This is a genomic window from Rhizobium sp. BT04 (assembly GCF_030053135.1).
Lineage (GTDB): Bacteria > Pseudomonadota > Alphaproteobacteria > Rhizobiales > Rhizobiaceae > Rhizobium > Rhizobium binxianense.
On record NZ_CP125652.1, the window covers coordinates 3,112,037 to 3,134,527 of the forward strand.

Sequence of the window (22,491 nt, forward strand, 5' to 3'; positions counted from 1 at the left end):
TATTCCCCGTCCAGCGGGGTTCTGCGTCAGCGTGGTGTCCTCAGCGAATTGGGCGAACCGTCATTGGCAAGCTCGGGCATCAGCTCGGCGATATCGACGACTTTACCGGTGCGCGAGCTCGTCAGCGCGGCAATGCCGCAGAGCACGGACATGGCGCCCGCCCGCGTGCCGGCCCGCTGAGCGAGCCTGTCTTCCATGTCGGGTTTGAAGATCATGTTGCGCATCCGGTCGTCGCCGCCGTAATGGCCGCCGGTGAAATGCGGAACGACGATGCGCTCTACCGCCTCTCTGCCGTTGGGGAAATTGCGGATCAGCTGGATCGTGTCCTGCTTCGGCTCTTCCCAGGGCTGAGCCTCATACTGGCGAAGCTCGATGCGCCCCTTGGTGCCGTTGAAGGCGAGGTGATGGCCTTCGATCGGCTGGAAGGTGTTCAGCGAATAGGAGACGTGGACATTGTTGCGGTAGCGGAGGCTGACCACCATCGTATCGGGAATGTCGATATCCTCGCGAAAGACGCACCCGTCGCGGAAGTAGCCGTCGATCTCAGAGGGATCCTCGTAAAGCTGATCGAGGAAGGGATCGGCTTCGAGATCGAGATAGTAGTCGCATTCCTGCGTGTGCGGACAGAGCTTGCAGCGGGGGCCGCGGAACGGGCCCTTGCGGCCGTAATTCTGCAGGTCGGCAAAGGAGGTGACGGACTCGGGATCGCTGTCGAGATACCAGTTCAGCAGGTCGAAATGGTGGGTGGCCTTGTGGACGAACAGGCTGCCGGAATTTTCCGTATAGGCATGCCAGCGGCGGAAGTAATCGGCGCCGTGCTTGGTGTTGAGATACCAGTGAAAATCGACCGAGGTCACCCGGCCGATCTCGCCGGCATTCAGCAATTCCTTGATCTTGGCCGCCGTCGGCGCATAGCGGTAGTTGAAGGAGACGTCGACCCGGCGGCCGGTGCGCTTTTCGGCATCCAGAATCCTGCGAATTTTCTCGATCGAGGTGGTCATCGGCTTTTCGGTGATGACGTCGATGCCGGACTCCAGCGCCCGCACGATGATATCGTCATGCGTATGGTCGGGCGTGCAGACGATGGCCAGATCCGGCTTCTGCTCGGTCAGCATGGAATCGATATTGTCATAGAGCGGCGCATTGCTGCCGATCATGTTGCGGGCGCGCTCGCCGCGAAGCGAATTCTTCTCGACGATGGCTGTGAGGTCGACATGTTCGCGCCAGCCGGCAAGCAGATCCTTGCCCCACATGGTGGTGCCGCGGTTTCCGGTGCCGATGAGGGCAAAACGGCGTTTCTCCATCGAATGATCCTCCTGCATGCGTGATGAAACAAATATTGAAAATCAGATCTGGCAGCAGCTCCGGAAGCGCTCGACGCAAGTGGCGATCACCTCGTCGGCCGGGCGTTTCCACCAGGTCTCGGCCGAAAAGATCTCCACCTCCTGTGCGCCGAAGAAGCCGGCAGCTTCGATCATCCGTCTTATGCCTTTGAGGTCGATGACGCCATCGCCCATCATGCCGCGGTCGAGCAGCATGTTCTTGGTCGGCACCAGCCAGTCGCAGATGTGATGGGCAAAGATGCGTTTCATCCGTCCGGCGCGGGCGATCTGGTTGGCAAGATCGGGATCCCACCAGACATGATAGACGTCGATCGCCACGCCGACATCCTCACCGAGCGGCTCGCACATGTCGAGCGCCTGGCCGAGTGTGTTCACGCAGGCCCGGTCGGCGGCATACATCGGATGCAGCGGCTCGATGGCGAGCTTCACGCCGGCTGCCTGCGCATGCGGCAGCACGGCGGCAATGCCGTCGAACACCATCTGCCGTGCCGCGACAATATCCTTCGAGCTGCCCGGCAGGCCGCCGACGACGAGCACCAGGCAATCGGCTGCGAAGGCTGCCGCCTCGTCGATCGCACGTCTGTTGTCGTCGAGGTTTTTCTGCCAGTCGGCATCGTTTGCCGCCGGAAAGAAGCCGCCGCGGCAAAGCCCGGTCAGCTTAATGCCGTTCGATTTGACGATCCGCACCGCCTCGTCGAGCCCGGCTTTGGCGACCTGGTCGCGCCAGGGCGCGATCGAGGTGATGCCGTGCTTCAGGCAGATATCGACGGCCTCGGCAAAGCCGCATTGCTCGCGGATCGTCGCCAGATTGATCGAAAGCCCTTCGACCTGCATGTCATTCTCCTCCCGCGCCGTCTCGCGCTTAGTTGACGCCGTGGACGGCGAGCACCTGTTTCATCCGCCTTGTCGCGAGGTCCGGATCGGCCAGCACCCGCGCCTTGTCGGCCAGGCGGAAGAGTTCGGCCAGATGCGTCAGCGAGCGGGTGCTCTGCTGGCCGCCCACCATGGTGAAATGATCCTGCAGGCCGTTAAGATAGGCGAGGAAGACGACACCGGTCTTGTAGAAGCGGGTCGGCGCCTTGAAGATGTGGCGCGACAGCGGCACGGTCGGCTCAAGCAGATCGAAGAACTCGTGATTGCTCTTGCGGCCGAGCGCGTCGAGTGCTGCGGACGCTGCCGGGGCGATCGCATCGAAAATGCCGAGCAGCGCGTCCGAATGACCCTGTTCGTCGCCGGCGATCAGTTCGGCATAATTGAAGTCGTCGCCGGTATACATGCGCACGGCTCTGGGCAGTTGCCGGCGCATGGTCACTTCCTTCTCCTTGGAAAGCAGCGAGACCTTGATGCCGTCGACCTTGGAGGCATTGGCTTCGATCACCTCAAGGCAGGTTTCCATGGCTTTCAGGTGATCGCCATTGCCCCAATATCCCTCAAGCGCCGGATCGAACATTTCGCCCAGCCAGTGGATGATGACAGGTTCCCTGACCTGGCGAAGGATGCGGTCATAGACCCTCACATAATCGTCCGGTCCCTTGGCGGCGACAGCCAGCGCCCGGCTCGCCATCAGGATGATGCGGCCGCCGGCTGCCTCCACCGTTTCGATCTGCTCCTCATAGGCCCGGAGGATCGTATCGATCGTGACGTCGGGTCCGGGTGTCAGATGATCGGTGCCGGCGCCGCAGGCGATCAGCGCATCCTTGCGGCCGGCCGCTTCGCTCAGCGCCCGGCGGATCAGCTCGCGCGCTTCCGGCCAGCCGAGGCCCATGCCGCGCTGGGCCGTATCCATCGCCTCGGCGACGCCGAGGCCGAGATCCCAGAGCCGGTGGCGGAAGGCCAGCGTCCGCTCCCAGTCGATCGCCGGCGTCAGCCAGGGATCATTGTCGCCGAGCGGATCGGCGACCACATGGGCGGCGGCAAAGGCGATGCGCGGGAAGCTGTTGGCGTCGCGCTGCTTCAGCTCGATCGGCGTGCCGGTCAGCGCATAGGGGACGACCTTGCCGTCGAGGGGGAGATTGATCGTCGTCACGGCTCAGAACTCCAGTGCCGGAACATCGAGCCAGCGGCGTTCGGCCCAGGATTTCAGCCCGAGTTCGGCCAGCTGTACGCCCTTGGCGCCGGCCTCCAGGCCATAGGGCCAGGGCGCATCTTCGACGACATGGCGGATGAACATTTCCCACTGCGCCTTGAAGCCGTTGTCGAAGGCCTGGGTGTCCGGGACTTCGTCCCAGGTCTTGTAGAAGTCGATCGTCTGCGGCTGGTCTGGGTTCCAGACCGGCTTCGGCGTGTTGACGCGGTGCTGGCTCCAGCATTTCGTCAGGCCGGCGACGGCCGAACCATGCGTGCCGTCGACCTGGAAGGTGACGAGGTCGTCGCGGCGCACGCGCACAGCCCAGGAGGAGTTGATCTGCGCGATCGCGCCGCCGTCGAGCTCGAAGGTCGCATAGGCCGCGTCATCTGTGTCGCAATCATAAGGCTTGCCCTGCTCGTCGATGCGGCGCGGAATATGCGTGGCGCCGAGGCAGGAGACGGCTTTGACTTCACCGAACAGATTGTCGAGCACGTAGCGCCAGTGGCAGAGCATGTCGAGAATGATGCCGCCGCCGTCGCCCTTGCGGTAATTCCAGGAGGGACGCTGGGCCGGCACGCCCCAATCGCCTTCGAAAACCCAGTAGCCGAATTCGCCGCGCACCGAGAGGATCTTGCCGAAGAAGCCGGAATCTTTCAGCAGCGCCAGCTTGCGCAGGCCGGGCAGGAAGAGCTTGTCCTGCACGACGCCGTGCTTGAGCCCGGAGCGCCGCGCCTTGCGGGCGAGATCGATCGCCACCTGCAGGTCGTCGGAGATCGGCTTTTCGCAATAGACATGTTTGCCGGCATCGAGCGCCTTGGACAGCAGCTCGGCACGCATCAGCGTCGTGCCAGCGTCGAAGAAGATCGTGTCGTCGGGATTGGCGAGCGCGGCATTCAGATCGCTCGACCAGCGCTGGATGCCGTGCTTCTTCGCCAGCTCTTCCATCTTGGCGCCGTTGCGGCCGACGATGATCGGGTCGATCTCGAGTTTTTCGCCCGATTGCAGCGTGATGCCGCCCTGGTCGCGGAAGGCGAGGATCGAACGCACCAGGTGCTGATTGTAGCCCATGCGGCCGGTAACGCCGTGCAAGATGATCCCCAAGCGTGCCATTTTTTCCTCCCTGGAATCTTTTGCGGCGGGAGCGGGCATCCGGCCCGGCCCTCCCAAGCCGGTAACTAAACAGTTACTTGATGGCAGAAGAGCGGCGCCGCTGTCAAGAGTCGAATCCGACTTTCGAGACCAGCGCCTTTCCGGGTCAGGCTGCAGAAGGCTCACATCTAGCGCTTGATCGAGGTCAGCGTGACGTGGACGATATGTTTTTCCCAGGCATTGAGATGGGTCGGCTCGATCAGGTCGCGGCCGAAGATCGTCGAAAGCGTGTACTGGTTGGAAAGGTAGAAATAACCGAGCGAGGCGATCGTCAGGTAGACATGCAGGGGGTCGGCGGTCTCGATGAAGACGCCCTGCTTCTTTCCCTGCTCGAGCACATCGGTCAGCTCGCCGATCAGGTGCGAATGGAGCTCCTTGAGCCGCACGGATTGGCGCAGCCACCGGGCCCGATGCAGGTTTTCCGTGCCGAGCAGGCTGAGGAATTCCGGGTGCTGGAGAAAATAGCGCCAGGTGAAGAGCGCCAGTTCCCCGATGCCCTCCTCCGGACTGCGGTCGCCGATATGGAGCGCGCGCTCGGCGGTGCGGATGCCGACATAGGCTTCTTCGAGCACGCGGAGATAGAGCTGCTCCTTGTCGCCGAAATAATGGTAGAGCATGCGCTTGTTGGTGCCGGCGCGCTCGGCGATGGCGTCGACGCGGGCCCCGCCCATGCCGTTTTCGGCGAATTCCCGGGTGGCTGCTTCAAGGATTGCGGCGCGTGTCCGCTCCGGATCGCGCTGGGCCGTCCGTTCCTGAGATGGGCGCCGCGATTTTTTTTTCTCCCCATGCTCGCCGCTGTCGTTCATCTCTCCACCTCCGTCTCGCTTGTTGCGCTCATAAGCCTTCAGTGCGAAATTGTAAAAACCGAATTCAGAAGCGCGGCCCTGTTCCAGTGTGAATAGTGAGAGCATGATGCCGTTCGAAAGCCGCTCACACCTTTTCGGCATCATGCTCTGGCCGACACCGCTTGACACGCTTGCCGCTTTGCTCGTAGCTTGTAACCAATTAGTTATTTATGCAAGGGTAACTGGTCGGAAGCGTGTGGAGGCGCTTCCCTTTGGAGGAGGAAAAAATGAGCCTACGTGTAAGCAGACGTAATTTCGTTGCGGGAGGAGCCACGCTTCTGTCGCTCGCGGCACTCGGAACCAGCGCCATGGCACAGGAAACGCGCCTGCGTCTGCTGTGGTGGGGTTCGCAGCCGCGTGCAGACCGCACCAACAAGGTGTCGGAACTCTACAAGTCGAAGAATGCTGGCACCGCCATCAACGGCGAGTTTCTCGGATGGGCCGATTACTGGCCACGACTTGCGACCCAGGTCGCCGGCCGCAACGCCCCTGACATCATCCAGATGGACTACCGTTATATCGTCGAATATGCCCGGCGCGGCGCCCTCGCTCCGCTGGAATCCTACATGCCGTCGAAGCTGCAGCTCGAGGATTTCGATCCTGCGCAGATAGAAGGCGGCAAGGTCGATGGCCATCTCTATGGTGTCAGTCTCGGCGCCAACTCGGCCGCAACCGTGTTGAACGCCGCGGCCTTCAAAGAGGCCGGCATCGATATGCCGACGCAGAAGACGACCTGGGAAGAATTCGGCAAGATCGGCGCCGAGATGACCAAGGCCGGTAAGCGCAAGGGTTATTTCGGTTTTGCCGACGGCAGCGGTGTCGAACCGGCCCTTGAAAACTACCTCCGCCAACGCGGCAAGGCGCTCTATACGGCCGACTCGAAGATCGCTTTCGGTCCTGAAGAAGCGTCTGAATGGTTCGATATGTGGGCCAAGTTCCGCGAAGCCGGAGCTTGCGTCACCCCTGATATCCAGGCTCTCTACAAGGATACGATCGACACCAGCCCGCTCACCGTCGGCAAGGCTGCTTGCGACTACGCACATAGCAACCAGTTCGTCGGCTACCAGGCCATGGTCAAGGACAAGCTGGCGCTGACCAACTACATGCGCATCACGCCGGACTCGAAGGGCGGCCATTACCGCAAGCCATCGATGTTCTTCTCCGTCTCGGCGCAGTCGAAGGTGATGGATCAGGCGGTCGACTACGTCAACTTCTTCGTCAAGAATCCGGATGCCGCGGTGATCCTCGACGTCGAGCGCGGCATTCCGGAATCGAAGGCAATGCGCGATGTCGTCGCCACCAAACTCGACGAAATCGGCAAGGTTCCGCTCGATTATGTTGCCGGCCTCGGTGATCTTGCCGGCCCGCTGCCGCCTCCGCCGCCGACCGGCGCAGGCGAAGGCACCCTTATTCTGCGCAACATCGCCGAACAGGTGGCCTTCGGACAGCTATCTCCTTCGGATGGCGGCAAGCAGCTTGTCACCGAAATTACGCAGATTCTCGCACGAGGCTGATCCCGTATGAGCAATGCGATGCGCACGCCCGCAGGGGCCATATCCGTGGAAAGATATCAGGGGGCCGTGGCCGAAGGACGCTTCCGGCGTCTCTGGAATGCCAATGCTCCCGGCTATCTCTTCCTTCTGCCATGGCTCGTCGGCTTTTTCGGGCTGACGCTCGGGCCGGCCCTGATTTCGCTCTATCTCTCCTTCACCGACTTCGACATGCTGCAGTCGCCGAGGTGGGTGGGGACCGCGAATTACGTGCGCATCGCCACGGCGGATCCGAAATTCTCGGCCGCCATGCACGTCACCCTGACCTACGTGGTCTTCTCGGTGCCGTTCAAACTGACCTTCGCCTTGCTGGTCGCCATGGCGCTGAACCGCGGCCTGCGCGGGCTGCCGATCTACCGCGCCATCTTTTATCTGCCGTCGCTGCTCGGCGGCAGCGTGGCGATCGCCGTGCTCTGGCGGCAGCTTTTCGCCAGTGATGGCCTCGTCAATGCCGCGCTCTCGCATTTCGGCATCGAAGGTCCGAGCTGGATCTCGCATCCGAGCTATTCGATTTACACGCTGGTGGCGCTGTCCGTTTGGCAGTTCGGCTCGCCGATGATTATTTTCCTGGCCGGCCTGCGCCAGATTCCGCAGGATATGTATGAGGCGGCCAGCCTCGACGGCGCCTCGAAATTCCGGCAATTCTACAAGATCACGCTGCCGCTTCTGACGCCGGTGATCTTCTTCAACGCCGTCGTCCAGACGATCGAAGCCTTCAAGGCCTTCACGCCCGCCTTCATCATATCAGGCGGCACGGGCGGTCCGATCAACTCGACGCTCTTTTACACGCTCTATCTCTATCAGGAAGCCTTCGGCAATTTCCGCATGGGCTATGCTTCGGCGCTCGCCTGGATCCTGGTGGTGATCATCGCGATCTTCACTGCCTTCTCCTTCCTGACCTCGCGTTATTGGGTGCACTACGATGACTGAGATGACCGCTTCCGTCACTGCGGCCAGGCCGCCATCCGATATCACCAAACGCAGCCTGCCGGCGTCGCTCATCATCCACGCCCTGCTGATCGCCGCTTCGCTTCTCATGCTCTATCCGCTGTTGTGGATGGTTTCGGCATCGGTCAGGCCGGAAAACGAGATCTTTTCGTCGACCTCGCTGATCCCGTCGTCGATCGATGTCTCCTCCTATGCGCGCGGTTGGAATGGCCTCGATATCAGCTTCGGCCGGTTCTTCTGGAATTCGCTCGTCATCTCTCTGCTGGTGGTGACCGGCAATGTGATTGCCTGTTCGCTGACGGCCTACGCCTTTGCGCGGCTGCGCTTTGCCGGCCGGAACTTCTGGTTCGCGATCATGCTCGGGACGCTGATGATCCCCTATCACGTGACGCTGATCCCGCAATATGTGCTCTTCCTCGATCTCGGCTGGGTGAACACCATCCTGCCGCTTGTCGTGCCGAAATTCCTGGCAAGCGACGCCTTCTTCATCTTCCTCATGGTGCAATTCTTCCGCGGTATCCCGCGCGAACTCGACGAGGCGGCGATGATGGATGGCTGCAGCGCCTGGCGCATCTACTGGAAGATCATGCTGCCGCTGTCGCTGCCGGTGCTGGCGACGGCCGCGATCTTCTCCTTCATCTGGACCTGGGACGATTTCTTCGGTCCGCTGATCTACCTGAACGACATGAACACCTATACGATCCAGCTCGGTCTGCGCACCTTCGTCGACTCCACCAGCGCATCGGATTGGGGCGGCCTGTTCGCCATGTCGACCCTGACGCTCGTGCCGGTGTTCTTCTTCTTCCTGTTCTTCCAGCGCCTGCTGATCGAGGGCATCGCCACGACGGGCATGAAGCGTTGACGGCGGCAATGGGAAAGAGTGACATGGGCGTGAAGACGGTGGCGATCGTCGGCTGCGGCATCGGCCGCTCGCATATCGTCGAGGGTTATCTGCCGCATTCCGACAAGTTCAAGGTCGTGGCGATCTGCGACCTGAACGAGCAGCGCCTAGCTTCGGTCGGCGACGAGTTCGGCATCGAACGCCGCACCACCTCCTTTTTGGAGTTGCTGACTGACGAGACGATCGACATCATCGATATCTGCACCCCGCCCGGCATCCATCTGGAACAGGTGGTCGCAGCGCTTGCCGCCGGTAAACATGTGGTTTGCGAAAAGCCGCTGACCGGCTCGCTTGCCGGCGTCGATACGATCATGGAAGCGGAAAAAGCGGCCCCGGGCGTGTTGATGCCGATTTTCCAATATCGTTACGGCGACGGTATCCAGAAGGCCAAACGGATCATCGACGCCGGCATTGCCGGCAAAGCCTATACGGCTTCGGTCGAAACCTTCTGGCTGCGCAAGCCGGAATATTATGCTGTGCCCTGGCGCGGCAAATGGGCGACGGAACTGGGCGGTGTGCTCGTCACCCATGCGCTGCATCTGCATGACATGATGATGCATCTGATGGGCCCGGCGGCAAGGGTCTTCGGCCGTGTCGCCACCCGCGTCAACGATATCGAGGTGGAGGATTGCGCCTCCGCCAGCCTGTTGATGGAAAACGGTGCCTTTGTCTCGCTGTCCTGCACGCTTGGTTCGCAGGAACAATTGAGCCGGCTGAGGCTGCACTTCGAGAATGTCACTTTCGAAAGCAGCCACGAGCCCTACACCCCAGGCAAGGATCCGTGGAAGATCATCGCCGCCAATGATGACGTGCGGCAGAAGATCGACCGGGTGATTGCTGACTGGCAGCCGGTTGCGCCGCGTTTCACCACCCAGATGGGCCAGTTCCACGCCTTCCTCAGCGGCCATGGGCCGCTGCCGGTGACGACGGTGGATGCCCGCCGCGCGCTGGAACTGGTGACCGCGATCTATCAGTCTTCCGACAGCGGCGCCGAAGTGCCACTGCCGGTCGGTCCCGACAGTCCGAAATACGCCGATTGGCGCGCAAGAACGAAGTAACCGATAAATAAAACGAGAGGGTTTTGAGAAGATGGCAACCAGTGTCGTTCTTCAGAAGGTCGAGAAGCGCTACGGCGCGATGGATGTGATCCATGGCATCGACCTGACGATCGATCCCGGCGAATTCGTCGTTTTCGTCGGCCCCTCCGGCTGCGGAAAATCAACCCTTCTGCGCATGATCGCCGGTCTCGAAGAGATCTCGGGCGGCGCACTTTTGCTCGACAGCGAGCGCATGAACGAGGTGGCGCCGGCCAAGCGCGGCATCGCCATGGTGTTCCAGTCCTACGCGCTTTATCCGCATATGTCGGTTTACAAGAACCTCGCCTTCGGCCTGGAGACGGCGGGTTACAAGAAGGCCGAGATCCAGCCCAAGGTAAAACGCGCCGCCGAGATCCTGCAGATCGAGAAGCTGCTGGAGCGCAAGCCGAAGGCGCTCTCCGGCGGCCAGCGCCAGCGTGTCGCCATCGGCCGCGCCATCGTGCGCGAGCCGCGCATCTTCCTGTTCGACGAACCGCTGTCGAACCTCGATGCCGAACTTCGGGTGCAGATGCGCGTCGAAATTTCCCGCCTGCATCGCAGCCTCGGCAACACGATGATCTATGTCACCCACGACCAGGTCGAAGCCATGACGATGGCAGACAAGATCGTGGTGCTGAATTCCGGCCGCATCGAGCAGGTCGGCGCGCCTCTCGATCTCTACAACAATCCGGCCAACCGCTTCGTCGCCGGCTTCATCGGCAGCCCGAAGATGAATTTCCTGAGGGCGCGCATCGAGCAGGTCGGCGTGGCCGAAACCAGCATCCATGTCTGCGGCAATTCCGTTCACCTGCCACGCCGGCTGAACGGCGAAGCCGGCCATGAGGTCACCTTCGGCATCCGCCCCGAGCATCTTTCCCTGACCGGCGGCGCCATCACGCTTTCGACCGTCAATGTCGACCTCGTCGAAAATCTCGGCGGCGCCACTATGCTTTACACCACGACGCCGGATGGCCAGCTCCTGACCATCGCGCTCGACGGCCAGCAGAAGGTCGAGCGCGGCACCAACGTCACGACCTTCTTCGATCCGGTCCGCTGCCACGTCTTCGATGCCTCGGGCAAGACCATCTAAGCGCTGCTTGACATCAGATCCTCCTCTGCCTCATCCTTTCGGAAGGGGCTGAAGGGGAATAAGCATGACGCCTGAGGATAGGATTCATGCGCTCGGCATCTGGCAAGGCCCGATCGACATTTCGCCGATAGCAGGCGGCATCACCAACAGGAACTATCTGGTCAGCGATGCCGTCGCGCGCTGCGTGGTGAGACTCGGCACCGATATCCCGATCCATCACATCAACAGGCAGAACGAGCTTGCCGCAAGTTATGCCGCCCATGCAGCGGGCATATCGCCCGCCGTCATCCACCATTCGCCGGGCGTGCTGGTGCTCGACTATATCGAGGCGAGGGCGCTTTCGCCGGAGGATATCAGGACGCCGGATACGCTGGCCCGGGTCGTGCCGCTGGTGCGGGCCTGCCACCGCGACATTGCCCGGCATTTTCGCGGCCAGGCGATGATCTTCTGGGTCTTCCACGTCATCCGCGATTATGCCGCCAGTCTGAAGGCATCCGAGAGCCCCTATCTTGCTTTGCTGCCAGGTCTCATCGGCCGGGCCGAGGCGCTGGAAGACGCGGCAGGGCCTTTCGAGATCGCCTTCGGCCACAATGATCTGCTCGCCGCCAATTTTCTCGATGACGGCAAGCGGCTCTGGCTGATCGACTGGGATTATGCCGGCTTCAACACGCCGCTTTTCGATCTCGGCGGATTGGCCTCCAACAACGAACTCTCGCAAGCGGCCGAGCAAATGATGCTGGAGAGCTATTTCGACCGGCCGCTCACCGATGATCTCCGCCGCCGCTATACCGCGATGAAATGCGCCTCGCTGCTGCGCGAGGCGCTCTGGAGCATGATTTCGGAAATCCATTCCACCATCGATTTCGACTATTCCGCCTATACGGCCGAAAATCTCGGGCGCTTCGAACGCGCCTATCAGGCCTTTGAACAGGATCGATAAATGACGAGAGAATTACCGAAGACGGCGAAAGCCGTGGTCATCGGCGGCGGCATCATCGGCTGCTCGACAGCCTATCATCTCGGCAAGCTCGGCTGGACCGATACCGTCCTGCTGGAGCGCAAGAAGCTGACGTCGGGCACCACCTTCCATGCCGCCGGCCTGGTCGGCCAGCTGCGCACCAGCGCCAACATCACCCAGCTGCTCGGCTATTCCGTCGATCTCTATAAGCGGCTGGAGGATGAAACCGGCCTCGGCACCGGCTGGAAGATGAATGGCGGCCTGCGCCTGGCCTGCAACGAGGAGCGCTGGACAGAAGTCCGCCGCCAGGCGACCACCGCCCAATCCTTTGGCCTCGAAATGCAGTTGCTGACGCCGCAGGAGGCCTTCGATCTCTGGCCGCTGATGACGGTTGACGATCTCGTCGGCGCCGCCTTCCTTCCGACAGACGGCCAGGCCAATCCCTCCGACATCACCCAGGCGCTGGCCAAGGGCGCCCGCATGTCGGGTGTCTCGATCTTCGAGGATACCGAAGTTCTCGACCTTGAAATCGACAAGGGGCGGATACGCGCCGTCGTCACCGCCGAGGGCCGCATCGAATGCGAGCGCGTCGTCGTGTGCGCCGGCCAATGGACGCGTGCCTTTGCCGCCCGCTTCGGTGTCAACGTGCCGCTGGTCTCCGTCGAGCATCAATATATCATCACCGAATCCTTCGGCGTGCCCTCCAATCTGCCGACGCTGCGCGATCCCGATCGCCTGACCTATTACAAGGAGGAAGTCGGCGGCATCGTCATGGGCGGCTACGAGCCGAACCCCATTCCCTGGGCGAAAAGCGGCATCCCCGATGGTTTCCACTACACGCTGCTGGACAGCAATTTCGACCATTTCGAGCAGATCATGGAGCAGGCGCTCGGCCGCGTTCCGGCGCTGGAAAATGTCGGCGTCAAGCAGCTGCTGAACGGCCCGGAAAGCTTCACGCCCGACGGCAACTTCATTCTCGGCGAGGCGCCGGAGCTGAGGAATTTCTTCGTCGGCGCTGGTTTCAATGCCTTCGGCATCGCCTCTGCCGGCGGCGCCGGCATGGCGCTTGCCGAATGGGTGACGAAGGGCGAACCGCCCTATGATCTCTGGCCGGTGGATATCCGCCGTTTCGGTCGTCCGCATTTCGATACCGACTGGGTGCGCACCCGCACGCTCGACGCTTATGGCAAACATTACACCATGGCCTGGCCTTTCGAGGAACATTCGAGCGGCCGCCCCTGCCGCAAATCGCCGCTCTATGACCGGCTGAAGGCGCAGGGCGCCTGTTTCGGCGAAAAGCTCGGCTGGGAACGGCCGAACTGGTTTGCCGATCTCTTTGCCAATGAGGAGCCGAAGGATGTCTACAGCTACACCAGGCAGAACTGGTTCGATGCCGTCGGCCGCGAGCATAAGGCGGTACGCGAAGCGGCCGTCATCTTCGACCAGACCTCCTTTGCCAAATTCGTACTCAAGGGCAGGGATGCCGAGGCAGCCCTTTCTTGGATCGCTTCCAACGATGTCGCAAGGCCTGTGGGATCGCTCGTCTACACGCAGATGCTGAACGACAAGGGCGGCATCGAATGCGACGTGACGGTCGCCCGGATCGCCGAGAACGAATATTACATCGTTACCGGCACCGGCTTCGCCACCCATGACTTCGACTGGATCGCCCGCAATATACCGGCGGAGACACATGCCGAGCTGGTCGACGTCACCTCAGCCTATTCCGTGCTGTCGCTGATGGGACCGAATTCCCGCGCCGTGCTGGAAAAGGTGACGGGCAGCGATGTCTCGAATGCGTCCTTCCCCTTCGGCCAGGTCAGAACCATCGGCATATCAGGCTGCCCGGTGCGGGCGCTGCGCATCACTTATGTCGGCGAGCTTGGTTACGAGCTGCATATTCCGATCGAATATGCCACCACGGTCTATGACGTGCTGATGGCATCAGGCGGCGAGCTCGGCCTCGTCAATGCCGGCTACCGCGCTATCGAGAGCTGCCGCCTGGAAAAGGGCTATCGCGCCTGGGGATCGGATATCGGTCCCGACCACACGCCCGTCGAAGCCGGCCTCGGCTGGGCGGTGAAGATGCGCAAGAACATTCCCTTCCGCGGCCGCGAGGCGATCGAACGGCAGCTTTCGGGCGGCGTGAAGAAGCGCCTCACCTGCTTCATTCCGGAGGATGCCGATGCGGTGCTGCTCGGCCGCGAAACGATCTATCGCGACGGCAAGCGCGTCGGCTGGCTGTCGAGCGGCGGCTTCGGTTATACGCTGGGCAAGCCGATCGGCTACGGCTATGTCCGCAATCCCGAAGGGGTGACCGAGGATTTCGTCCTCTCCGGCACCTATGAACTCGATGTCGCGCGGGAACGCATCCCCTGCAAGGTGTCGCTGTCGCCGCTCTACGATCCGGATATGGCGCGCATCAAAGCGTAGCCGGATCTAGAAAAGCGGCAGCCGATCGTCCTGAATCAGGATCTCCAGCTTGTCGGAGACGTCCTGCGTCCACGCGCGGTGTCCTGTCAAAGCTGCCGGGAAGAGTCCTGGAAGGGTGAAAAGAGCCGCCGAAATGGCAAGGCCGGTGCGCGGGACATCGGCGATGAGAGTGGCGATTTCGCCAGCACGGGGATCGCGCAGCTCGTAGCGCTCGCCGTTGCCGTGCTCGCCGATCGCATAGCGCATCCACGCCGCAACGGCGATCGCATAGGTCTCTGCCCGGTCGCCATGGGCCAGCGCCTCGCATGCCGGCTCCAGCAGCCGCTGCGGCAGTTTCTGCGTGCCGTCCATGGCGATCTGATAGGTGCGATGGGCGATCGCCTTATTTGCAAAGCGTGCTATCAATTCATGGGCGTAGGCATCGAGATCGATGCCGGGCACAGCGTCGAGCGTTCGCGCGGCCGCGTGCATGTGACGGTAGGCGAGTGCTGCCAGGCCCGTATCGTCCATCACGTCGCGGATGAATTCATAGCCGCCGATATAACCGAGATAGGCAAGCAGCGAATGCGCGCCGTTCAGCATCCGCAGCTTCATCTTCTCGTAGGCCGAGACCTCCTCGACCATCAGCGCGCCGCGCACCTTTTCCCAAGCTGGCCGGCCATTGGCGAAATGGTCTTCGATGACCCATTGCGTGAAGGGTTCCGTCTCGATCGCCGCCATATCCGTACGGCCGGTCAGCCGCTCGGCATCGGCATAGGTCGCCTCGGTACTGGCCGGCGTGATGCGGTCGACCATCGTCGACGGGAAGGGCACATTCGCCTCGATCCAGCCATGCAGGTCGGGATCGATGCGGGAGGTGAATTCCAGCACCAGGCGCTTCAGCACCGCGCCGTTGCTCGGCAGGTTGTCGCAGCTGAGCGGCGTAAAGGGCGCGACGCCCTTCTGCCGCCGGCGGGCGAGGCCTTCGACGAGATAACCGATGACGCCGCGCGGCGCATGCCGGTTGGCAAGGTCGGCGACGATATCGGGGTGCTTGAGGTCGAGGCCGCCGGTTGCGGGATCGAAACCATAGGCCTTTTCCGTCACCGTCATGCTGACGATGCGGATATCGGGGTCTTCGAGCCGCGCCAGCAGGCCGGCCGGATCGCGCGGCGCCACATGTGCCTTCAGGATCGAGCCGATGACCTCAGCCGTCGTGCCTGAAGTATCGCGGATCAGCACCGTATAGAGCCCGTTCTGGGCGCTCAGATTGTCGGCGACATCGGGCGTGCGCAGGCTTGCCACCTCGATGCCCCAGTCGCCGCCTGCGGCTGCAAGCGCGCCGTCCGTGAAGGGGGCGAAATGGGCGCGGAAGAAAGCGCCCGGGCCGATATGCAGGATGCCGGCCTTCAGCGCATTCCTGTCATAGGCGGGAAGTTTCGCCGTCGGCGCAAGGCCGGTCAGGTTTTGTAGTCTATCGCTCACAGCTTGTAGGCCTTCTTCGCATTGTCATAGGAGAGTTCGCGCGCGACGATCGCGGCGTCCTTCTTGGAAATCCGGTGCTCGGCGGCGAGCTGGGCGAGGAAGCGGCAGACTTCGCGGCGCCAGACGTCATGCCGCGCCGGGATCGAAAGCAGCGCCCGCGTATCGTCGTTGAAGCCTGCCATATTGGCGAAGCCGGCCGTTTCCACCACCTGGTCGAGATAGCGGCGAATGCCGAGCGGACTGTCGTGGAACCACCAGGGCGGGCCGATCATCAGGCAGGGCCAATGGCCGACCATCGGCGCCATCTCGCGCGCATAGGTCGTCTCGTCGAGCGTGAACAGCAGCACCCTGAGCCCCGGCGCATGGCCGTATCTGGAAAGCAGCGCATTCAGGCCGCCGACCCAGTCCGTACGAGTCGGGATATCGGCGCCCATATTGGGGCCGCGCGTCGCAAACAGCCCGCTGTCGGTATTGCGTCGTGAGCCGGCATGGATCTGCATCACCATGCCGTCTTCGGCCGAAAGCCCCGCCATCTCGGTCATCATCTGGCCGCGGAAAAGCTCCGCGTCGGCAGCCGAAAGCGGACCCTTCAGCGCCTTGTCGAGCAGCGCCTGTTTTTCCGCAAGCGGCAAATCAGCGGTGAAGGCTGTCGGCACGCCGTGGTCGGTCGCGGTGGCGCCGAACTGGCGGAAATAGGCGCGCCGGCGCCGATGCGCCTCGATCAGGCCGTCCCAGCGCGTGACGTCGGCGCTGGTGATCTCCCCGAACTTGACGAGATTGTCGCGGAAGCCGACGGCGTCCGGATCGGTGACGCTATCCGGCCTGTAGGTGGTGCGGACCTTGCCGATCCAGCCGTCGGCCGCCATCTTCTGGTGATGCGCCAGCGGATCGAGCGCCCCCTCGGTTGTCGCGATCGTTTCGATGCCGAATCGCTGATGCAGCGCCCGCGGCCGGAATTCGGGACGGGCGAGCTGGGCATTGATATGGTCGTAGAGCGCATCGGCATTGTCCGATGTCAACGGCTCGGTGCAGCCGAGCACGGCCGACATGGCGTGATCGACCCAGAGGCTCGAAGGCGTTCCGCGGAAGAGGTGATAATGCGCGGCAAATGTCCGCCAGATCGCCCGCCCCTCAGCCACCGGCTTGCGGTCGAGCCGCGGCACGCCGAGCTCGTCCAATGTGACGCCGACGCTGTGCAGCATCCGGAAGAGATAGTGATCGGGAATGACCAGCAGCGAGGCCGCGTCTTCAAAGGGCTTGTCGTCGGCGAACCAGGAGGGTTCGGTATGCCCGTGCGGACTGACGATCGGAAGATCGCGCACCGTCTCGTAGAGGTCGCGCGCGATGGTCCGTGTTGCCGGATCAGCCGGAAAAAGCCGGTCCGGATGAAGAAAGCCGTTTCCTGCATCCATCAGTATTCCTCCCTGATGGATAACGGCCTACCCCACAACACCAGGCGCGGCAAGGTCTTTTAGTAACCAAACGGTACAGTTTTGCGCATGGCCGCGCCGGGCATGGAAAGCATTGACGAGTCGACCTATTTCCGCTTTGGGAGGACCATCTGTTCTGCCGGTTTCGGCAAAGGAGGATCCATGTCCGACGAGACGAACCGCATCACCCGGCTGGAAGAAATGCTGGCCTACCAGGCAAAGACGATCGAAGAGCTTTCCGATCAGCTCGCCGAGCAATGGAAGACAGTCGAGCAGATGCGCACCAAGCTCGACCGGCTGACGGAACGGTTCCTGTCGCTGGAGGAGCAGTCGCTGGACGCGCCTGGTATCACCCGCCCGCCGCATTATTGACGGCACGCGGCTGAAGGCCGCGTGCCCCCGGTGCACCGTGAGTGACGATCAGACGCCGCCGATGCAGAGATATTTCATTTCCAGATAATCGTCGGCGCCGTGGCGCGAGCCTTCGCGGCCGAGGCCGGATTGCTTGATGCCGCCGAAAGGCGCCGTCTCGGACGACATCAGGCCGGTATTGATGCCGATCATGCCATACTCAAGCGCTTCCGCCACCCGCCAGACCTTCTTCAGGTCGCTGGCATAGAAATAGGCAGCGAGACCGAATTCCGTGTCGTTGGCCTGGGCGATGACGTCCTCGACCGTCTCGAAGCGGAAGAGCGGCGCCACCGGCCCGAAGGTTTCCTCGCGCGCCACCTTCATGCCGCGCGCCACGCCGGTCAGCACCGTCGGGGTGAAGAAGGTGCCGGCGCCGTCGATGCGCTTGCCGCCGGTCAGCACCTTGGCGCCCTTGGCCAGCGCGTCGCTGACATGGTCTTCCACCTTGGCAAGGCCCTGCTCGTCGATCAGCGGCCCGATCTCGACACCCGCCATGAAGCCGTCGCCGACCGACATCGCGGCGACCTTGGCGGCAAGCTTGGCGGCGAAGGCGTCATAGACGTTCGACTGGACGTAGAGGCGGTTGGCGCAGACGCAGGTCTGGCCGGCATTGCGGTATTTGGAGGCGATCGCGCCTTCGACGGCGGCGTCGAGATCGGCATCGTCGAAGACGATGAAGGGCGCGTTGCCGCCGAGCTCCAGGCTCACCTTCTTGATCTGGTCGGCGCACTGCCGCATCAGGATGCGGCCGACCTCCGTCGAGCCGGTGAAGCTGATCTTGCGCACCTTTTCATTGCCGCAGAGCTCGCGGCCGATCGCCGGGCCGTCGGTGCCGACGATGACGTTGAAGACGCCCGGGGGAATACCTGCCTGTTCGGCGAGCACGGCAAGGGCGATTGCCGTCAGCGGCGTCTGTTCGGCGGGTTTGGACACGACGGTGCAGCCGACGGCAAGCGCCGGCGCGACCTTGCGGGCAATCATCGCCGCCGGGAAATTCCACGGCGTGATCGTGCCGACGACGCCGACCGGCTGCTTGATGACGATCATGCGCCTGTCCTGGGATGGCGCCGGGATCGTCTCGCCGTAAATGCGCTTGGCCTCTTCCGCATACCATTCGATATAGGCGGCGGCATAAAGGATTTCGCCGCGCGCTTCCGGGAACGGCTTGCCCATTTCGGCGGTCAGGATCGCCGCGAGCTCGTCGGCATTGGCGACCATCAGGTCGAACCATTTGCGTAAGGTGGCGCTGCGCTCCTTGGCCGGGCGGGCAGCCCAGGCCGGCTGGGCGGCATGGGCCGCATCGATCGCCGTCCGCGTCTCGCTCGCACCCATGTCGGGCAGGGAGCCAAGCAACTCGCCGGTTGCCGGGTTGAGCACGTCGAAGGTCTTTTCGGCATCGCCTGAGGTCCAGACGCCGTTGATATAGCCGGCGTCGCGCAGGAGAGGAGAAGAGAAAGTAACGTGTCTGGTCAGTGCGGTGGTGAAAGTCATGTCATATCCTCATTGGGAATGAGACTGCCGGTTGCCGGCAGCTATTGAATGCGGTTCCGGTGCGGTCACTTGCCGGCGCTCGCCTCCAGCATCGAGGCTTCCAGAATGTCGAGCGCCTCGCCGAGGACCTCGTCCTGGATGGTGATCGGCGCGAGGAAGCGGATGACGTTGCCGTGGACGCCGCAGGTGAGCAGGATCAGGCCCTTGTCGAGCGCGATCAGCCGCACCCGGTTGGCGAATTCGGCACTCGGCAATCCGCTCGTCCGGTCGTTGAATTCGACGGCGTTCATGAAGCCCGGCCCGCGGATATCGACGATCTCCGGTACCGTCTCGCGCAGCGATTCCAGCCGCTGCTTCAGCCGCCCGCCGAGCTGGTTGGCGCGGTTGCAGAGATCCTCGTCCGCAATGACGTCGAGGACGGCATGAGCGGCAGCGATCCCGATCGGATTGCCGCCATAGGTGCCGCCGAGCCCGCCCGGCCCCGGCGCATCCATGATTTCGGCGCGGCCGGTGACGGCGGCAAGCGGAAAGCCGCCGGCAAGGCTCTTTGCCATCGTCGTCAGGTCGGCCGCCACCTCGTGGTGATCCATCGCGAACATGCGGCCGGTGCGGGCAAAACCGGTCTGCACCTCATCGGCGATCAGCAGGATGCCGTGCTGGTCGCAGAGTTCGCGCAGCGCCTTCATGAAGGCGGCGGGCGCCGGATAAAAACCGCCTTCGCCCTGCACCGGCTCGATGATGATGGCCGCGACGCGCCGCGGATCGACATCGGCGGCGAACAGTTTTTTCAGTGTCTGAAGCGACTGGTCGGCGGTGACGCCGTGCAGCTCGACCGGGAAGGGAATGTGGAAGACGTCGCCCGGCATCGCGCCGAAGCCGACCTTGTAGGGCACCACCTTGCCGGTCAGCGCCATGCCCATGAAGGTGCGGCCATGAAAACCGCCGCCAAAGGCGATGACCGCCGAGCGGCCGGTCGCGGCGCGCGCAATCTTGACGGCGTTCTCGACCGCTTCGGCGCCTGTGGTGACGAAGATCGTCTTCTTCTCGAAGTCGCCGGGGACCAGCGCATTCAGCCGTTCGGCAAGATGCACGTAGTTTTCATAGGGCACCACCTGATGGCAGGTGTGGGTGAAGTGATCGAGCTGCTCCTTGACGGCCGCAATCACCCGGGGATGGCGGTGGCCGGTGTTGAGAACGGCGATGCCGGCGGCGAAATCGATATAGCGGCGGCCCTCCTTGTCCCAGATCTCGGCATTTTCTGCGCGATCCGCATAGATCTGGGTCGTCATGCCGACGCCGCGGGAAATAGCGGCGTTCTTCCGGTCCGTAAGGCTGGTCGCGGTCATCGATGCGCTCCTGTTTTGAAAAGCTTGAGAACTATCTTGCATAAATTCTGCAAGACATATAGAAAACTCCTACATTTTTCCTGCAAGAAAACAAGTGGGATTTTTTGCTTCAAACATCACGCGTTTTGATGAATGCTCGCGGGCGATTGGAATCGGGGATATGGGATGAACGAGAACGGGCCGGTACGCTACAAGGTGGCGGAGGCTGCACGGCTGGCGGGCGTTTCGGCCTCGACGCTGCGGCTCTGGGAAAGCCAGGGTCTGTTGGTTCCCGGCCGTTCGCAAACCGGTCATCGGCAATACAGCGCCGATGATGTGGCGCGGTTGAAGCGCATCTCCTGGTATCGCGTCGAGCGTGGTCTCAATCCCGCAGCCATCCGCGAGGCGCTGGAGGGCGAGGAGCCTTCGGCCGATGGCGCCGAGGCAGGCCAGGGCACCGGCCTCGGCCGCAAGCTGCGCAGCCTGCGCCATGCGAGCGGCAAGACGCTTGATCAGGTGGCCGGCGATATCGGCATCACCGCTTCGACGCTCTCGACGCTGGAGCGCACCTCGCAGGGCGTCAGCTTCAAGACGCTGCACGACCTTGCCGAATATTACGGCACCACCGTCTCCCGCCTCTCCGGCGAGGAAAGCGGCGAGGTGCCGGCAATGATCCGCACCGGGGAATGGCGCACCTGGCCGGAAACGACGCCGGGTGTCACGGTGCAGCTTCTCGCCGAAGGCCGCAGGATGATGGATTGTCATCGTTTCGTGCTGGCGCCGGGTGCTGCCAGCGAAGGCGCCTATCGCCACGAGGGCGAGGAATTCATGCATGTTCTGTCCGGCCGGCTCGAACTGGTGCTCGACAGCGATCAGTTCTTCGATCTCGGCCCGGGCGATTCACTGTATTTCGAAAGCCGCCGCTACCATTCCTGGCGCAACCGCCACGACGGCGAAACCGTGCTTCTCTGGATCAACACGCCGCCGACCTTCTGAGCCACCGCATCGGCCCAAAAATCGGAATCGATTTTCGGAAAACACGATGCGGAGATTAAAAGAGGTAGTGCGTCCGAGAGGACGCACGGCGCTCTAGCAAGAGGAAAGCGGTTTCGCACTCTGCGCCTTTGCGCTATAGCGCCAGGGGGAGTTTCGAACGAAAGATTGTCTCATGGCCGCCACCATACGTTATCACGAAGGCGATATTTCCGTAGCTGATGCCGCCCGCTACACCGGCGCGATTGCCATCGATACCGAAACGCTCGGGCTGGTGCCGCGGCGGGACCGTCTCTGCGTCGTCCAGCTCTCACCGGGTGACGGCACCGCCGATGTCGTCCGCATCGCTGCCGGCCAGAAAGAGGCCCCCAATCTGGTCGCCCTGCTCGAAGATCCGACCCATCAGAAGATCTTTCACTACGGCCGCTTCGATATTGCCGTGCTCTTCCATACTTTCGGCGTCACCACGACCCCGGTCTTCTGCACCAAGATCGCCTCGCGCCTCTGTCGGACCTATACCGATCGCCACGGTCTCAAGGACAATCTCAAGGAGATGCTCGACGTCGATATCTCCAAGGCGCAGCAGTCCTCCGACTGGGCCGCCGAGACGCTGTCTCCGGCCCAGCTCGAATATGCCGCCTCCGATGTGCTTTACCTCCATGCCTTGCGCGACAAGCTGACGGCGCGCCTGATCCGCGACGGTCGGTTCGACCATGCGACGGCCTGTTTCGCATTCCTGCCGACCCGCGCCAAGCTCGACCTGCTCGGCTGGGAAGAGGCCGATATTTTCGCCCATAGCTGATTAAATTGCCTACTGAGAACAGCGGGGCAGGGGTTGCCCGTGGGCGTTAGCGATTCATTAACGCATCTTTTCTAAAATTCCCGTTAATTTTTATGCATTCGATGACGCTGGCGATGACGCCGGAATTGCGTCATGCGGACAGGAGGATCTGCTGGAATGCAAGGGGCCGGATGAGCACGGTCCTTTTGTGGAGCCTGCTTTCACAGTCTTTTTG

General features: G+C 62.4%; 19 protein-coding genes. 10 read left to right on the forward strand and 9 right to left on the reverse strand.

Annotated features, from left to right (window positions below; all coding sequences use genetic code 11):
* Positions 1-26: 26 nt before the first annotated feature.
* The 5 genes from QMO82_RS23350 to QMO82_RS23370 form a co-directional block, all read right to left on the reverse strand.
* Entirely contained in the window at positions 27-1,304 is a 1,278-nt protein-coding gene (locus QMO82_RS23350; protein WP_183609925.1) for a Gfo/Idh/MocA family protein, read from the reverse strand.
* Positions 1,305-1,346: 42 nt separating this feature from the next.
* Positions 1,347-2,177, reverse strand: coding sequence for a sugar phosphate isomerase/epimerase (locus tag QMO82_RS23355; protein ID WP_183609926.1), 831 nt, complete (start codon positions 2,175-2,177; stop codon positions 1,347-1,349).
* A 28-nt stretch (positions 2,178-2,205) separates the two neighbouring features.
* Entirely contained in the window at positions 2,206-3,369 is a 1,164-nt protein-coding gene (locus tag QMO82_RS23360; RefSeq protein WP_183609927.1) for a dihydrodipicolinate synthase family protein, read from the reverse strand.
* 3 nt (positions 3,370-3,372) lie between these two features.
* Entirely contained in the window at positions 3,373-4,521 is a 1,149-nt protein-coding gene (locus tag QMO82_RS23365) for a Gfo/Idh/MocA family protein (protein ID WP_183609928.1), read from the reverse strand.
* Between the two features lie 167 nt (positions 4,522-4,688).
* A complete protein-coding gene (locus QMO82_RS23370; protein ID WP_183609929.1) occupies positions 4,689-5,366 on the reverse strand; it encodes a TetR/AcrR family transcriptional regulator in 678 nt (225 codons plus the stop codon).
* Positions 5,367-5,632: 266 nt separating this feature from the next.
* Here QMO82_RS23370 and QMO82_RS23375 point away from each other — a divergent pair, with 266 nt between their 5' ends.
* From QMO82_RS23375 to QMO82_RS23405, 7 genes are all read left to right on the forward strand, one after another.
* The gene (locus tag QMO82_RS23375) at positions 5,633-6,919 is read left to right on the forward strand and encodes an ABC transporter substrate-binding protein (protein WP_183609930.1); all 1,287 of its coding nucleotides are present in this window, start codon (positions 5,633-5,635) and stop codon (positions 6,917-6,919) included.
* 6 nt (positions 6,920-6,925) lie between these two features.
* Positions 6,926-7,885 (forward strand): carbohydrate ABC transporter permease, encoded by a 960-nt coding sequence (locus QMO82_RS23380; RefSeq protein ID WP_179874056.1) that lies wholly within the window; start codon positions 6,926-6,928, stop codon positions 7,883-7,885.
* Position 7,886: 1 nt separating this feature from the next.
* On the forward strand, positions 7,887-8,765 hold the full coding sequence (locus QMO82_RS23385; protein WP_183610052.1) for a carbohydrate ABC transporter permease: 879 nt from the start codon (positions 7,887-7,889) through the stop codon (positions 8,763-8,765).
* Between the two features lie 23 nt (positions 8,766-8,788).
* Positions 8,789-9,862 (forward strand): Gfo/Idh/MocA family protein, encoded by a 1,074-nt coding sequence (locus QMO82_RS23390; protein WP_183609931.1) that lies wholly within the window; start codon positions 8,789-8,791, stop codon positions 9,860-9,862.
* 31 nt (positions 9,863-9,893) lie between these two features.
* Positions 9,894-10,970, forward strand: coding sequence for an ABC transporter ATP-binding protein (locus tag QMO82_RS23395; protein WP_183609932.1), 1,077 nt, complete (start codon positions 9,894-9,896; stop codon positions 10,968-10,970).
* A gap of 64 nt (positions 10,971-11,034) precedes the next feature.
* Positions 11,035-11,910, forward strand: a complete 876-nt coding sequence (locus QMO82_RS23400; protein WP_183609933.1) for a choline kinase family protein — start codon at positions 11,035-11,037, stop codon at positions 11,908-11,910.
* Positions 11,911-14,361: an FAD-dependent oxidoreductase gene (locus tag QMO82_RS23405; RefSeq protein WP_183609934.1), complete on the forward strand. Its 2,451-nt coding sequence runs from the start codon at positions 11,911-11,913 to the stop codon at positions 14,359-14,361.
* A gap of 6 nt (positions 14,362-14,367) precedes the next feature.
* Here the strand turns inward: QMO82_RS23405 and QMO82_RS23410 are convergent, their stop codons facing one another.
* Complete coding sequence (locus tag QMO82_RS23410; protein WP_183609935.1) at positions 14,368-15,825, reverse strand: mannitol dehydrogenase family protein; 1,458 nt, start codon at positions 15,823-15,825, stop codon at positions 14,368-14,370.
* The gene (gene uxaC, locus QMO82_RS23415; protein ID WP_183609936.1) at positions 15,822-17,237 is read right to left on the reverse strand and encodes a glucuronate isomerase; all 1,416 of its coding nucleotides are present in this window, start codon (positions 17,235-17,237) and stop codon (positions 15,822-15,824) included. Before uxaC ends, QMO82_RS23410 begins: the two co-directional genes overlap by 4 nt.
* Before the next feature lie 180 nt (positions 17,238-17,417).
* On the opposite strand from uxaC, the gene QMO82_RS23420 reads away from it, so the two are divergent.
* Positions 17,418-17,627 carry a SlyX family protein gene (locus QMO82_RS23420; protein ID WP_183609937.1) on the forward strand — a complete coding sequence of 70 codons (210 nt, stop codon included), beginning with the start codon at positions 17,418-17,420 and terminating at the stop codon, positions 17,625-17,627.
* Between the two features lie 48 nt (positions 17,628-17,675).
* On the opposite strand, the gene QMO82_RS23425 is transcribed toward QMO82_RS23420, so the two are convergent.
* Positions 17,676-19,157 (reverse strand): NAD-dependent succinate-semialdehyde dehydrogenase, encoded by a 1,482-nt coding sequence (locus QMO82_RS23425; protein ID WP_183609938.1) that lies wholly within the window; start codon positions 19,155-19,157, stop codon positions 17,676-17,678.
* Positions 19,158-19,222: 65 nt separating this feature from the next.
* Positions 19,223-20,503: a 4-aminobutyrate--2-oxoglutarate transaminase gene (locus tag QMO82_RS23430; protein WP_183609939.1), complete on the reverse strand. Its 1,281-nt coding sequence runs from the start codon at positions 20,501-20,503 to the stop codon at positions 19,223-19,225.
* Between the two features lie 165 nt (positions 20,504-20,668).
* Between QMO82_RS23430 and QMO82_RS23435 the strand changes: the two genes are divergently transcribed.
* A complete protein-coding gene (locus QMO82_RS23435; RefSeq protein ID WP_183609940.1) occupies positions 20,669-21,478 on the forward strand; it encodes a MerR family transcriptional regulator in 810 nt (269 codons plus the stop codon).
* 172 nt (positions 21,479-21,650) lie between these two features.
* On the forward strand, positions 21,651-22,277 hold the full coding sequence (locus QMO82_RS23440; protein ID WP_183609941.1) for a ribonuclease D: 627 nt from the start codon (positions 21,651-21,653) through the stop codon (positions 22,275-22,277).
* Positions 22,278-22,491: the final 214 nt, after the last annotated feature.